Source organism: Flavobacterium sp. 120 (assembly GCF_003633605.1).
GTDB classification, from domain to species: domain Bacteria; phylum Bacteroidota; class Bacteroidia; order Flavobacteriales; family Flavobacteriaceae; genus Flavobacterium; species Flavobacterium algoritolerans.
On the sequence record NZ_RBKZ01000001.1, the window covers coordinates 1,668,968 to 1,683,262 of the forward strand.

At 33.6% G+C, this 14,295-nt stretch carries 10 protein-coding genes, 2 tRNA genes and 1 rRNA gene; 3 read left to right on the forward strand and 10 right to left on the reverse strand.

Annotated elements, in window-relative coordinates; translation table 11 throughout:
* Positions 1-8 precede the first annotated feature (8 nt).
* From C8C87_RS07175 to C8C87_RS07200, 6 genes are all read right to left on the reverse strand, one after another.
* On the reverse strand, positions 9-1,334 hold the full coding sequence (locus tag C8C87_RS07175; protein ID WP_121342107.1) for an MFS transporter: 1,326 nt from the start codon (positions 1,332-1,334) through the stop codon (positions 9-11).
* 184 nt (positions 1,335-1,518) lie between these two features.
* On the reverse strand, positions 1,519-2,334 hold the full coding sequence (locus C8C87_RS07180; protein WP_121342108.1) for a M48 family metallopeptidase: 816 nt from the start codon (positions 2,332-2,334) through the stop codon (positions 1,519-1,521).
* 88 nt (positions 2,335-2,422) lie between these two features.
* A complete protein-coding gene (locus tag C8C87_RS07185) occupies positions 2,423-4,822 on the reverse strand; it encodes a glycoside hydrolase family 31 protein (RefSeq protein WP_121342109.1) in 2,400 nt (799 codons plus the stop codon).
* A 198-nt stretch (positions 4,823-5,020) separates the two neighbouring features.
* Positions 5,021-6,928, reverse strand: a complete 1,908-nt coding sequence (glgB, locus tag C8C87_RS07190; RefSeq protein WP_099715426.1) for a 1,4-alpha-glucan branching protein GlgB — start codon at positions 6,926-6,928, stop codon at positions 5,021-5,023.
* Positions 6,929-6,999: 71 nt separating this feature from the next.
* Positions 7,000-8,280 (reverse strand): glucose-1-phosphate adenylyltransferase, encoded by a 1,281-nt coding sequence (locus C8C87_RS07195; RefSeq protein ID WP_121342110.1) that lies wholly within the window; start codon positions 8,278-8,280, stop codon positions 7,000-7,002.
* Positions 8,277-9,698, reverse strand: a complete 1,422-nt coding sequence (locus tag C8C87_RS07200) for a glycogen synthase (protein WP_121342111.1) — start codon at positions 9,696-9,698, stop codon at positions 8,277-8,279. The genes C8C87_RS07195 and C8C87_RS07200 overlap by 4 nt, the downstream gene beginning before the upstream one ends.
* Before the next feature lie 158 nt (positions 9,699-9,856).
* Between C8C87_RS07200 and C8C87_RS07205 the strand changes: the two genes are divergently transcribed.
* Genes C8C87_RS07205 through nth form a run of 3 tightly spaced genes read left to right on the forward strand, consistent with a single transcriptional unit; the run spans position 9,857 to position 11,803 of the window.
* Positions 9,857-10,723 (forward strand): alpha/beta fold hydrolase, encoded by an 867-nt coding sequence (locus tag C8C87_RS07205; protein ID WP_121342112.1) that lies wholly within the window; start codon positions 9,857-9,859, stop codon positions 10,721-10,723.
* A 41-nt stretch (positions 10,724-10,764) separates the two neighbouring features.
* Entirely contained in the window at positions 10,765-11,154 is a 390-nt protein-coding gene (msrB, locus tag C8C87_RS07210) for a peptide-methionine (R)-S-oxide reductase MsrB (RefSeq protein ID WP_099715422.1), read from the forward strand.
* Positions 11,155-11,158: 4 nt separating this feature from the next.
* Complete coding sequence (gene nth / locus C8C87_RS07215) at positions 11,159-11,803, forward strand: endonuclease III (protein WP_121343320.1); 645 nt, start codon at positions 11,159-11,161, stop codon at positions 11,801-11,803.
* A 47-nt stretch (positions 11,804-11,850) separates the two neighbouring features.
* On the opposite strand, the gene C8C87_RS07220 is transcribed toward nth, so the two are convergent.
* From C8C87_RS07220 to rrf, 4 genes are all read right to left on the reverse strand, one after another.
* Positions 11,851-13,473: an amidase gene (locus tag C8C87_RS07220; protein WP_121342113.1), complete on the reverse strand. Its 1,623-nt coding sequence runs from the start codon at positions 13,471-13,473 to the stop codon at positions 11,851-11,853.
* 415 nt (positions 13,474-13,888) lie between these two features.
* Positions 13,889-13,974 (reverse strand) — tRNA-Leu (locus tag C8C87_RS07225).
* Positions 13,975-13,980: 6 nt separating this feature from the next.
* Positions 13,981-14,053 (reverse strand) — tRNA-Phe (locus C8C87_RS07230).
* Between the two features lie 67 nt (positions 14,054-14,120).
* Positions 14,121-14,230 (reverse strand): 5S ribosomal RNA (rrf, locus tag C8C87_RS07235).
* Positions 14,231-14,295 lie beyond the last annotated feature (65 nt).

The window sequence follows — 14,295 nt, forward strand, 5'->3', positions numbered from 1 at the left end:
GTGTTTTATTAATTTAAAACGCCTTTTTTTGGCACTCTTTTTAATAACAGAATACCCACAACAAAGAATACACCAAGAAATACAATTGCTAACCTTGGACTTCCCGTGATTTGATCGATAATTCCATAGATACACATTCCTATAACAATTCCGATTTTCTCAGCAACATCAAAGAAACTAAAAAAGGAAGCCGTATCATCAGTTTCAGGTAATAATTTAGAATATGTTGAGCGTGATAAAGCTTGAATCCCTCCCATCACAAGTCCTACAATTCCTGCCATAACATAAAAATGTATTGGCAAAGTAATAAAAAATGCAATTGCACAAAATACTGCCCAAATACAGTTAATCACAATTAACGTTGGAATATTTCCGAATTTTTCTGAGGCTCTTGAAGTGATAACTGCTCCCAGAACAGCAACTAATTGTATGATCAAAATACAAATAATTAAACCCGTTGTACTTTCTGCTTTAGAGGACCAAGCAATTTCTTGTGCTCCAAAATAAGTGGCAACTAGCATTACCGTTTGTACGGCCATACTGTACACAAAAAAACTTCCTAAATACCGTCTTAATGCAATATTTTCTTTCAATAAAAACCAAACTTTTTTTAACTCTCTAAAACCATTAAATACAACATGATGCGTTACTTTACGGTCGGCGTTTTTATTCCCTTTTGGCAAATAATAGTACGTATATTGACTGAATAATATCCACCAAACTCCAACCATAACAAATGAATATCGCATGGCTTTCATGGCTGCTTCTCCATCAGTTCCAGTAATTCCAAAAAGTTTTGGTTTCATGATCATCGCTAAATTTATAATCAATAAAATAACACTTCCAATGTATCCAAATGAATATCCCTTGGCGCTAATTTTATCTTGTTGCTCTACAAAAGCGATGTCCGGTAAATAAGAGTTATAAAAAACTAAACTTCCCCAATACCCAATCAATCCAAAAAAATAAAATGCCAATCCGATGTATATATGTTCAAGATTAAACCAATACAATCCCATACAAGAAAGCGCTCCCAGGTAGCAAAAGAATTTCATAAATGATTTTTTATCCCCCACATAATCTGCAATACCAGACAATAAAGGCGAAATAAAAGCCACTAATAAAAATGCTAAAGCGGTAATAAAGCTAATTAAAGCTGAATTTTTTAGATGCAAGCCAAAAACATCAATGTAGTGATCACGCTCAGAAAACAAAGCTTCATAAAAAATAGGAAATACTGCAGATGCAATAGTTAGTGTATAAACTGAATTTGCCCAATCATAAAAAGCCCAAGCATTTAATAATTTTTTACTCCCTTTTTCTAAATCTGCCATGTTTATTTTTTTAGGATACGAATTTATTTATTTTTTGCTAAGAACGATATAAAAAGTAAATATTTATGCATTAACAAATCATTAATGAATAAAGAGACACATAATAATTATAACTCATATTCAAAAAAAAACAGGCTATCCATTTTAAGGACAACCTGTTTAGATATTTTATAATAATAAGTTACTATTTGTAAATAATACCAACTTTAGCCGCTAAAGCTTTTGCTTCCGGTATTAATGCTTTTAGATTTGCAATTCTCGTAGCATCAGATGGGTGTGTACTCCAAAATTCTGATGGTGCTTGTCCCGATGATTGCGCAGACATTCTTTGCCAGAAAGTAATTGATTCCTCTGGATTATATCCTGCAATTGCCATTAAAGTAAGCCCTATTTTATCTGCTTCCGTTTCATGACCTCTACTAAATGGAAGTATAACTAAACCTTGAGAACCAATGCCATATGCTTGACTCCATATTTGCTGTGTTTGTTCACTTTTACCTCCGGTAGCTACAGCAACTCCTACAGCGCCTAATTGTTGCAATTGAGAAGCACTCATACGTTGAGCACCATGATTGGCTAATGCGTGAGATACTTCGTGTCCCATTACAGTAGCTAAACCTGCATCATCTTTAGTGATTGGCAAAATACCAGAATAAACAACAATTTTTCCTCCAGGCATACACCAAGCATTCACTTCTTTATTCTCGATTAATTTATATTCCCAACGGTAGTCATTCAAATATTGATTTTGCCCTAAATAGGTCAAATATTTTTCTGCTGCAGCTTTAATTCTCATTCCTACTGCTTCCACTTTTCTAGCATCGGCAGTTCCGGTAATTACCTTATTTTCTTTTAAGAAAGTACCATATTGTTGAAAAGATGTTGGAAACAGTTCACTGTTAGAAACAAAATTTAAACTTTTTTTCCCTGTTATAGGATTCGTTGCACAAGAATAAACTAATCCTACTGCAAAAATCCCTACTATTAAATGCTTTTTCATAATTTTAGATTTTAAATATTAAACAAAAATACAATTATTATAAACATTTAAATTTACATAATTAAATGTAAAAGTATCAACTTTTTTGTTATTCACCAGTAATATGAAATGCCGTAAACCCTTTATCAACAATCAAGTAACCTTCATTTTCTAAAGTATTTTTATCAAATGACACTTCTACATTGTCAATTTCAATCATTTTAACTTTAAATGGCAATCCGATAAGATTTATTTTATATTTAGAATAATTCGTATCGTATTTTCCTTCTTTATGTAACTGAACAATCAGTTCTTTCTCTTTTCCAGTTGTTTGAAACGATAAGAAGCTGTATCTCCCTTTTTTATAATCATACCCATCTTGGGCATCTTCATAAACCACTGATTTTTCTTTTCCTTCTTTGTAGTAAATATCTAATGTTAACTCATCAAATTCTAACTCTCCAACATATTGCTGTACAGGATATTTAGGAATGATTGCCCCTGCTTTTACAAAAATTGGAATCTGATCAAATTTAGTATCTACCCAAATTTCTTTTCCTCCTTTAACTTCTTCGTTGGTCCAATAATTATACCATTGTCCTCGAGGAATATACATCCTTCTTCCTAAAGCATTTGGCTCTAAAATTGGACAAACTAATATTTGATTACCAAAAACAAATTCGTCATTTCTGTAATGCGTTTGAATATCGTCCTGATCATAATACACTAATGGCTTCAACATAGGAATTCCTTCCTCAATATATTGCCAAAACATAGTATATAAATACGGTAATAATTGATATCTTAAATTGACAAATTTTCTGGTGATATCGATAACTTCTTCATCAAAAGCCCATGGTTCCTGATCTCCGTGATCTCCAGAAGAGTGTGTTCTGCAAAAAGGATGAAAAACACCTAATTGAATCCAACGTGCATATAATTCCCCTGAAGGCTGTTCAGCAAATCCACCAATATCTGATCCTGTGAAACCCATACCAGAAATAGACATGCGCTGCACTTGAATATTTGCAATCCATAAATGTTCCCAAGTTGCAACATTATCTCCTGTCCAAGAAGACGTGTAGCGTTGTGCTCCAGCGTATGCAGATCTTGTTATTACAAAAGGCCTTTTTGGATATGCGAATCGTTTCACACCGTGATACGTTGCCCTCGCCATTTGTGTACCATAAATATTGTGTGCTTTTCTATGACTGCAAGGATTTCCATCGTAATCATGGCGTACATCCATAGGAAACGTTTTATTAGGAACCTCCATAACCGCAGGTTCATTCATATCGTTCCACACTCCTTTTACTCCAATATCTGAAATTAATTCTTTGAATAATCCCGCCCACCATTCTCTTACTGCTGGATTTGTATAATCCGGAAAATTACATTCTCCTGGCCAAACTTTCCCTTTCATGTATGGACCATCAGCTCTTTTGCAGAAATAATCTTTTTCTAAAGCTTCTTTATATATAGCGTATTCTTTATCAATTTTTATTCCCGGATCAATAATAACCACTGTTTTAAAACCGTCTTCGGCTAATTCAGCCACCATTCTTTTTGGATCTGGGAAATATTCTTTGTTCCAAGTGAAACATCGAAAACCTTCCATATAATCAATATCTAAATACAGTGCATCACATGGAATTTTCAACTCTCTAAATTTAGCTGCAACTTCTTTTAAATTACTTTCCGGATAGTAACTCCACTTACATTGGTGGTATCCAAGTGCCCAAAGCGGCGGTAATTCAGGTTTTCCGGTCAAATCAGTATAGGTAGTAACAACATCTTGCATTTGTGGTCCGTAAATGAAATAGTAATTCATTTCTCCACCTTCTGCCCAATAACTCGTTACGTTTCTTCTTTCATGACAAAAATCAAAATAGGTTCTAAACGTATTATCAAAGAAAATACCATAAGATTGTTTGTTTTGTAATCCAATATAAAACGGAACTACTTTATACAACGGTTCCTGGTCTTTTTGAAAAGCATATTGATCCGTTGCAAAATTTTCCAGTCTCTTACCTTTCAAATTCATTTGGGTTGCTTTATCACCAAGTCCGTAAAAGCATTCCCCATCTTTTGAAGCCTTACTCATTTTTACGATATTTCCCCCGTATTCATAGCTTTCTTCCCAATGGAAACCCAATTCATCCTCTAAAATAATATTGTCCTCCAAATCAAAAATAGACAACCTCATATCTATTTTTTGAATTCTACATTTTACTTTACTGGTTTTTATCTGATAATAATCCTCTACTTCAGAAACCTCAAGAAAATTATATCCATGAGAATGACTTTTATCAACTGCATAAGAAAAATCGTTACTAAAATACCCTTTTGTCGTAAATCTAAACCGGATTAGACTATCTCTTAATACGGTTACTTTTAATATGACACTATTATCGGTATGAAAAAATATTGAATCTACTTCATGCTCAAAAGAAGTTATTTTTGTGGGATATAAATCGCCTTTATATTCTAATTCTGTATTTGTAATCATTTTATATGGTATTAATTTTAATCTTTTCCTAGAACTCAAACTTACAAAATTACTTTGTAAACAGTTATATATGTGGGTTTTATTCGCGAAAACGTTATAGTGTATTTTAATATAAAAATCAACTATATATAATAATGGTTTCCATTATAAATGAAAACCATTAGTTATTCTTATTTTAAAAAAAGAACCCTTTTATACTTATGAAATTTTAAAAACGGTTACACTTAATGGCGGTAAAAGCAACTCTGTCGAATAATCTCTTCCATCGTAAGGCATAGCCTCAATTGCTATTTTTTTAGCGTTAGAAACTCCGCTTCCTCCATAATTTGCAGCATCACTATTAAAAATCTCTGTCAATTTTCCTTTTTTAGGCAAACCAATTCGGTAATTAGGGCGAACAACTTGTGTGAAATTACACACTACAATTACATCCTCTTTTGGGTCATTTCCTTTACGAATAAAAGACATTACCGCATTTTGATGATCAGAATAATTAATCCATTCAAAACCTTCCGGACTAAATTGTTTTTCATGCAATGCAGGTTGTGTTTTATACAATTTATTCAAATCTGTAATCAATAGTTTTACCCCTTCATGATACGGATATTGCAACAGATGCCAATCTAAACTTCCTTCAAAATTCCACTCACTACTTTGTCCAAATTCACTTCCCATAAACAACAATTTAGTTCCGGGATGCATAAACATGTAGCCGTATAGTAATCTTAAATTCGCGAATTTCTGCCATTCATCTCCTGGCATTCTTCCCGCTATCGATTTTTTCCCATATACTACTTCGTCATGCGAAAGCGGTAACATGAAATTTTCTGAAAAGGTATAGGTCATCGAAAAAGTCAAATCATTTTGATGGTACTTTCTATACACCGTATCTTTTTGAAAATATTCTAAAGTATCGTGCATCCAACCCATCATCCATTTCATACCAAAACCTAAACCACCAACAGATGTAGGTCTGGAAACCATTGGGAACGAAGTACTTTCCTCTGCTATAGTTTGAGCACCTTCATAATTTAGATAAACGGCTTCATTGAATTCTTTCAAGAAACTAATCGTATCCAGATTTTCTCTACCTCCGTAAATATTGGGTTCCCATTCACCATCATTTCTGGAATAATCCAAATACAACATCGAGGCAACTGCATCTACTCGTAAAGCATCTGCATGATAATGATGTAGCCAAAATAATGCATTACTGATTAAAAAGGAACGAACTTCATTTCGTCCATAATTAAAAACTAAACTTTTCCAATCCGGATGATAGCCTTTTCTTCGGTCTGGATGTTCAAAAAGATTCGATCCGTCAAAAAATCCTAAACCATGGGCGTCATCTGGAAAATGAGAAGGAACCCAGTCGAGAATTACTCCAATTCCTGCTTCGTGTAATTTATCTACTAAATGCATGAATTCTTGCGGATTCCCAAAACGAGAAGTTGGCGCAAAATATCCTACCAATTGATATCCCCAAGAAGGATCGTAAGGGTATTCCATAATTGGCATAAACTCCACGTGAGTAAAACCAGTTTCTTTTACATAATTTACTAAATCTTCGGCAAATTCTACATAGGTCAAAAAACGATTTCCTTCTGTATGGCGTTTCCAAGAACCTAAATGGACTTCATAAACAGAATAAGGTTTGTCTAAACCATTATGATTTTGACGCGTTTTCATCCAGTTTTTATCTTTCCATTTATACTCTAAATCCCAAACTACTGATGCCGTATGTGGGGGTTTTTCACAATAAAAAGCAAACGGATCGGCTTTCTCTGTTATTATCCCACCATTATTGGATTGTATTTTATATTTATAGGTTGTCCCCTTTTTGATGTTTGGAATAAATCCTTCCCAAATACCGGAAGAATCCCAACGGACTTGCAACAGATGCTCTCCTTGTGTCCAAAAATTGAAATCTCCAACAACCGATACCGAATGAGCCGTAGGAGCCCAAACGGCAAAATAAACACCATCTACTCCGTCAACCGTTATAAGATGTGCGCCTAGTTTTTCGTATAGCCGGAAATGTTTCCCTGATTTGAATAAATCGATATCAAAATCGGTAAAAAGGGAATGCGAGATAACTTTACTCATATAACAATTGTATAATTCTATTTTTAGAAAAAGAATAGAATATTATTTTTAAGAAAAAACAGTTTATAAATTTATTTTATGATGTAATTATCCGGTATAACTGCTCCTTTTTTAATAACAACAATTCCGTCTTTAATGGCATATAATTCATTCGAAAAATCTTCTAAATGACTTCCTCCATTGATGTAAACATCATTACCAATTCTGCAATTTTTATCTACAAGAGCATTGTTTATAAAGCATCTTTCCCCAATACCAATCAATTGTTTATTGCTTTTAACGTCCTCATTCATATCATCAATATTCTGATAGAAATCATTCCCCATAACGTAACAATTTTGAATGATAGTTCCCTCACCTATTCTGGATCTGATACCAATAACAGAATGGTTTATTTCTTTGGCATTCAAAATACAGCCTTCGGAAATTAATGATTTATCAATCATTGTTTTTTGGAATTTTGAAGGCGGCAATAATCTTGGTCTGGTAAAAATTTTATTGTCGTTATCGAATAAATTAAATTTAGGTAAATCTTCTGTCAGTCCAATATTCGCTTCAAAAAAAGAATCAATATTACCAATATCAGTCCAATATCCTTCATATTGGTAACTTAATATCTTTTTATGACCTACCGCTTGTGGAATAATTTCTTTACCAAAATCTTTGGTTTCTTTGTTTGACATGATATCTACCAACAGTTTTTTGTTGAAGATATAAATTCCCATTGAAGCTAAATAATGCTTGCCTTCACTCTTCATTTGCTCACTCACATCCGATTCCCAGTCTGGCAATAATTCCTTAGCAGGTTTTTCAATGAAAGATTCAATACAGCTTTCGGAGTTTGTTTTTAATATTCCAAATTCAGGAGCATCTTTTGCATTTACAGGCAAAGTAGCTATTGTAATATCGGCCTCTCTCTTAATATGCTCTTCTACCATATCATTAAAATCCATTTGATACAATTGATCTCCGGAAAGAATCAAAGCATAATCAAAATCATGGTTCAGGAAATGAGGCATACACTGTCTTACAGCATCGGCCGTACCTTGAAACCAAGTTGGATTGTCTGGAGTTTGCTCTGCAGCAAGAATATCAACAAAAGCATGGCTAAAAATACTAAAATTATAAGTGTTTTTTATATGGGCATTTAAAGAAGCAGAGTTGAATTGTGTCAAAACAAACATTCTGTAAATATCTGAATTCATGCAATTTGAAATTGGAATATCGACCAATCTATATTTACCTCCTATTGGCACAGCAGGTTTAGACCTTGTTTCTGTCAATGGATATAATCTGGATCCTTGTCCTCCACCTAAAATAATTGCAATAACATTTTTCTTTTTAGCTTTCATTTTTTGTTAATTATTAAATTGTACATTTCTATATATTCCAGACAAACTCTTTCCCAAGAATGATCAGTACTCATTCCTTTTTTTATAATTTTATTTAAATGTTTTTTATCGTCATATAAATTTACTGCCCTTTGAATCGAATAACAAACATCGCCCACAGTTGCTTGGTCGTGACAAATTCCGTTTCCATCATCTCCAAAATCAATTACTGTATCTCTCAGTCCGCCTGTTCTTCTTACTACAGGTATTGTACCATATCGCAACGAGTACATTTGGTTTAAACCACAAGGTTCCACTCTTGAAGGCATTAATAAAAAATCAGAACCTGCATAAATCAAGTGAGCTAATTCCTCATTGTATCCAATAAATGTATTGTAATTGCCTTTGTAATCCGATAATAAGCCATTCAATTGATTCTCAATAGCTGTATTTCCTGAACCTAAGATTAAAATATTAATTTGTTGAAAATTTTCAGATAAAGCTAGCGCTGCAGCATGAGGCAATAAATCGCCTCCTTTTTCTTCTAATAACCTACCAATAAAACTAAAAAGTGGTTTTGTTGGATCCAAATTAAAAAGCTTGCATAATTTTTCTTTGTTTTCTTGCTTTCCTTTTTCGAAATTTTTAATCGAATAGTTTTTTTCTAACATCGCATCTTTAGCAGGATCCCAGACTTCGATATCAATTCCGTTCAAAATACCTCTGGATTTATAGCGAACCAGATTAAACAACATTTCTAAACCATTAGCCGAATAATTAATCTCATTCAGGTAATTAGGAGAAACTGTGGTAACAGCCCAAGCACATTTTATGGCTACTGCCAATGAATTGATACAATTATCCCATTCTAAAACTTTGACATGGGCCAAATCAAATTCTGGCAAATAATACAATTTATCAAAACCAAACTGCCCTTGATACAAACCATTATGAATGGTAATCATGGATGGAATATTTCGGAGTTTTTCGTATTTATGACAATACAACATCATAAATGGAATCAAACCAGTATGATGATCATGACAGTTAATTACATCCGGAACTTCATTTCTGCCTATAATCCAATCCAAAGTGGCGATTTGAAAAGATAAAAAGCGTTCAATATCATCTTGATATCCATAAACATCTTTTCTATCAAATAATTCCTGGATTTCAACCAAATACAATTCAAATCCTAACTTATCCGTTTTTTCTTTGAGAACACTAAAAGGAAAATTAAAATTCCCCAATTTCACATGTCCCCAATGAACACATTCAAAATCATTTTCTTTTTTGAATTTTGTATCATAACAAGGTATCACTACCCGCACTTGATGTCCTGCATTATTTTGATATTTTGGCAATGCACCCACAACATCAGCTAAACCGCCTACTTTAGCTACCGGGTAACACTCTGCACTGATATGAAATATTTCCATTTATGAAATTTTGGTGTTTTTAGTTAATACGAATTATTTAATATTTCCGCCTTTTATGTTAATCCCAACAAAAAACTTTATAAAAAATACTACTTTTATGTTTTTCTAAATTTACTAAAAAAATTATAATATAATTACACGCTTGAAAATTTATTGAAATGACAAAAAAAACTTCTAATCATACCCAATCATTGAAAATTCCTAGGATTATCTTATTAACCAGTAAATTAATCTCTTTTATTTCTCCAAAACTAATTACACTATTTGCTGCTAAACTCTTTACAACACCCATAAAACATAAAATTCCAAAAAGAGAATTAGAAATGGATAGCAATAGCATTCAAAAATTAATCCCAGTTCCTGCAATTAATAAAGAGGTTGTTTTGTATCAATATGGAAAAAGTGAGAAGAAAATTTTATTGGTTCACGGTTGGTCAGGACGCGGAACACAATTATTCAAAATAGCCGATGAGTTGCTTAAGGCAGGATATTCCACTATTAGTTTTGATGCACCAGCTCATGGAAAATCACCTGGAAAAACTACCATTATGGTCGATTTTATCGCTACAATTTTAGAAATAGACAAACAATTCGGACCATTTGAAGCAGCAATTGGCCATTCATTAGGAGGAATGTCCGTTTTGAATGCTATCAAAAAAGGATTAAAAGTAAATCATGCCGTAGTTATTGGCAGTGGGGATATTGTAGAAGATATTATGGATGATTTTGTAGCAAAATTAGAATTGAAACCAATAATAAGCACTCTTTTACGTTTGCATTTCGAGAAAAAATACCAAGAAAAAATGAATAGCTATTCTGCTTTTTTAGCGGCCAAAGAAATTGCTATTCCAGTTTTGGTAATCCATGATAACAATGACCCTGAAGTTCCTGTAAAGGCTGGAATTCACATTCATAAATATCTGAAAAACGGAGAGCTATTATTAACTGATGGATTAGGACATCGAAAAATTCTAGGAAATCATAAAGTAATTGAAAAAACAGTTCAATTCATTCAAAATAAATAACTGTATTACAATATTATACATAAAATAAAAAACTTAAAATCATGAAATATCCTGTAGAAAAAACCGAACAAGAATGGAAAGAACAGTTAGGAGAAGAACGCTACCGAATTCTTCGCCAAAAAGGGACTGAATACCCTCACACCGGAACCTATAATTTGCATTATGAAAAAGGAACATATTGCTGTGGTGCTTGCGGAGAGCCTTTATTCGAAAGTAACTCTAAATTTGATGCGCATTGCGGTTGGCCATCATTTGACGAATCCATTCCAGGAAAAGTACAATACATTTCCGATACGACACATGGCATGAAACGTACTGAAATTCTTTGCGCTAATTGCGGCAGCCATTTAGGGCATGTATTTGATGATGGACCTACAAAAACCGGACAACGCTATTGTGTGAACTCTTTATCTGTTGATTTTAAAGAATAAAACTATGAATTTATTTGAAAATGCTACTGATTGGACTACAAATTTAGATCCAATTCTAACCAAATATAAAGGAAGAAAACATCCCCTTGAGTATCATAATTTATATCAACTTATGGTGATGGTCGTTTTATCCGCACAGGATTCTGATGCCAATATTAATAAAATTGCCCCTATCCTATTTGAAGCATATCCTAACATGGAAAGTTTAGCTGTTTCTAATGTGGAAGCATTAATTCCGCACATTTCAAAAGTCAGGAATTTTGGAACCAAAGCCAACTGGCTTATAGAAATAGCGCAAACCATACAAAAAGATGAAAATATTCCACTTACTATGGACGGCTTAGTTGCCTTAAAAGGAATCGGACGAAAATCAGCCAATGTAATTCTTCGCGAAGCAAAAATTCCGGCAGAAGGAATTATCGCTGATTTACATGTTATTAGGGTTGCTCCCAGAATTGGATTAATCCCAGAAACTAAAGACGGAATCAAAGCCGAAAAACAGCTAATGCAAGTGTTACCAAAAGAAATTTGGGGAGAAATCGGGATGGCTATTTCATTTTTAGGAAGAGAAATTTGCCGCCCACAACCTAAATGTCCAGAATGTCCAATTAACTCCATCTGTGAATATTATAAAAATATAAAAGGGTAAAAAGCGATTCACTCTTTACCCTTTTAAATATTTTTTAATCTAATTTATTACAAAAAAGAAGGTTTCAAAGCTGGTTTTAAGCGCTTTTTAGAAGCTTGCTCATAAGCATAACCCAATCCTATTAATTGTCCCTCAGTATACGGAGTTCCGAAAAAAGATAAACCAACAGGAAGATCATAAACCATCCCATTAGGAACCGTAATATGTGGATATCCACTTGCAGCAGCAGGAGATGTCAAAGAATATCCTCCCCAACGATCGCCGTAAATCACATCAATACTACAAGCAGGTCCCATCGTTATTCCACAAATGGCAACCAGCTTATTTTCTTTAAAAACAGTATCTAAAACACCTTTACTTCCTTCAAAACTTACAGTTAATGCATCTACATATTTTTTATCATCCAATCCTTTTTTAAGGTTAGAACTCTCTAGTGTTTCTTGTTTAAAATAAGGCATTGCTTTATCTTCATTAGCAGTATTAAAATCAATGACCTCTTTTAAATTTTTTACTTTTGCATTGGCTGTAGCCAAATAATTGTTCAATCCATCTTTAAATTCGTACTGTAAAATTTCAAATTCGGCTTGACCAAAAGCATTAATTTTATCCAAATAGTCAATTTCGATAATGACAGCTCCTTGCTTTTTTAGAAGTTTAATGGCATCGTCTAAAAGTGCATTAATATATTTATTATTTCCTTGTGGCTTTTTCTCAATCCCAATGCGTTTGCCTTTCAATGCATTTACATCTAAAAAAGTGGTATAATCCTTCTGCGCTTTTCCTTTGCTTTCAAGCGTTATAGCATCATCTTGGTCAACAGCTGCCATTGCGCCTAATAAAATAGCCGCATCGGTTACAGTTCTCGCCATAGGACCAGCTGTATCTTGTGTTTTTGAAATTGGAATAATTCCAGATCGACTGACCAAACCTACAGTTGGTTTAATGCCTACAATTCCATTTACCGAAGCCGGACAAACAATAGAACCATCCGTCTCGGTTCCAACAGCAACTACACAAAGATTCGCTGACACAGCAGTTCCTGAACCCGCACTGGAACCACATGGATTATGATCTAAAATATATGGATTTTTAGTCTGACCACCTCTGCTGCTCCATCCGGAACACGATTGGGTAGAACGAAAATTCGCCCATTCACTCAAATTAGTTTTCCCAATGATTATTGCGCCGGCCTCTCTCAGTTTTTGTACTACAAAAGCATCTTTTGAAGCAATATTTCCTGCCATTGCCAAAGATCCCGCAGTTGTTTGCATTTTATCCGCTGTATCGATGTTATCTTTTATTAAAACTGGAATTCCATGTAAAGGTCCTCTGCTTTTACCAGCTTTCAACTCTTTATCCATAGCAACTGCAATAGCAACTGCGTCAGGATTGACTTCTATGACAGAATTCAATTGAGGTCCATCTTTATCAATAGCTTCAATACGTTTTAAATATAATTGTACTAATTGCTCCGAAGTATATTTTCCAGAAGCTAATTTTTCTCTTAAACTGCCGATGGTTTCTTCATCCAATTCAAAGATCGCATTGGAATCTTCAACTGATACTGAATCTTCTTCCTTTTTAGTACCAGAAGTACAGCCTGTAATCAAAAGTGTGGTAAGACCTGCAGACGCTAAAGTTGCAGTAGTTAAAAAAGATCTTCTTTTCATAGATTAATTGTTTTTTGGATAACGATTTATTAAACAATTAACTAAAGTACTTTTTTTTCACCAAATGCAATAAACTATTAAGTGGAACAAACGTTAAAGTTTAATAATTTATCAACAACTTCTTAAATATCTAAAATGAACCGTTAATTATAAACTAAACTTTATTACTTCTAAAAACAGCATTATATGATAAGTATTTATCTTCATCAAAGATGAAAATATTAAATACTTATCCTTTCAATGAACATTGCATTTCAAAAATGTTAACTCCACTATGCAGTACGCTTCGAGTAAATATTTGTAAAATATAACTATCATAGAATGAGTTATAATACAAAAATCAAATAAATGATGAGAATTCTTTATTTTTAAAACAAAAAAAACTTCAGTCAGCGTTAGCCAATTGAAGTTTTTGTACTCAGAGCGGGACTTGAACCCGCACGAACATTGCTGTTCACTGGATTTTAAGTCCAGCGTGTCTACCAATTTCACCATCCGAGCATTTTGTGGTACCTCCAGGGATCGAACCAGGGACACATGGATTTTCAGTCCATTGCTCTACCATCTGAGCTAAGGTACCAGTATACTTTTCTTATAATGAAGAAGTATGAATAAAAAACCCCGTTCGTTAGAACAGGGTCTTCAAAGAAAGGCGACGACATACTCTCCCACATAACTGCAGTACCATCTGCGCAGGCGGGCTTAACTACTCTGTTCGGGATGGGAAGAGGTGAGCCCCGCCGCAATAACCACCTTAAGAGGTTATAATTGCTTTGGGCAATTATTGTAACAATTAACAATTTATCATTGATAATTAATCAC

Coding starts and splice junctions, on each gene's coding strand:
- C8C87_RS07185 (WP_121342109.1), bottom strand. CDS start 4,822: ATGATTACAAATACAGAATTAGAATATAAAGGCGATTTATATCCCACA.
- C8C87_RS07180 (WP_121342108.1), bottom strand. CDS start 2,334: ATGAAAAAGCATTTAATAGTAGGGATTTTTGCAGTAGGATTAGTTTAT.
- nth (WP_121343320.1), top strand. CDS start 11,159: ATGAATTTATTTGAAAATGCTACTGATTGGACTACAAATTTAGATCCA.
- C8C87_RS07220 (WP_121342113.1), bottom strand. CDS start 13,473: ATGAAAAGAAGATCTTTTTTAACTACTGCAACTTTAGCGTCTGCAGGT.
- C8C87_RS07205 (WP_121342112.1), top strand. CDS start 9,857: ATGACAAAAAAAACTTCTAATCATACCCAATCATTGAAAATTCCTAGG.
- C8C87_RS07175 (WP_121342107.1), bottom strand. CDS start 1,334: ATGGCAGATTTAGAAAAAGGGAGTAAAAAATTATTAAATGCTTGGGCT.
- C8C87_RS07195 (WP_121342110.1), bottom strand. CDS start 8,280: ATGAAAGCTAAAAAGAAAAATGTTATTGCAATTATTTTAGGTGGAGGA.
- glgB (WP_099715426.1), bottom strand. CDS start 6,928: ATGAGTAAAGTTATCTCGCATTCCCTTTTTACCGATTTTGATATCGAT.
- C8C87_RS07200 (WP_121342111.1), bottom strand. CDS start 9,698: ATGGAAATATTTCATATCAGTGCAGAGTGTTACCCGGTAGCTAAAGTA.
- msrB (WP_099715422.1), top strand. CDS start 10,765: ATGAAATATCCTGTAGAAAAAACCGAACAAGAATGGAAAGAACAGTTA.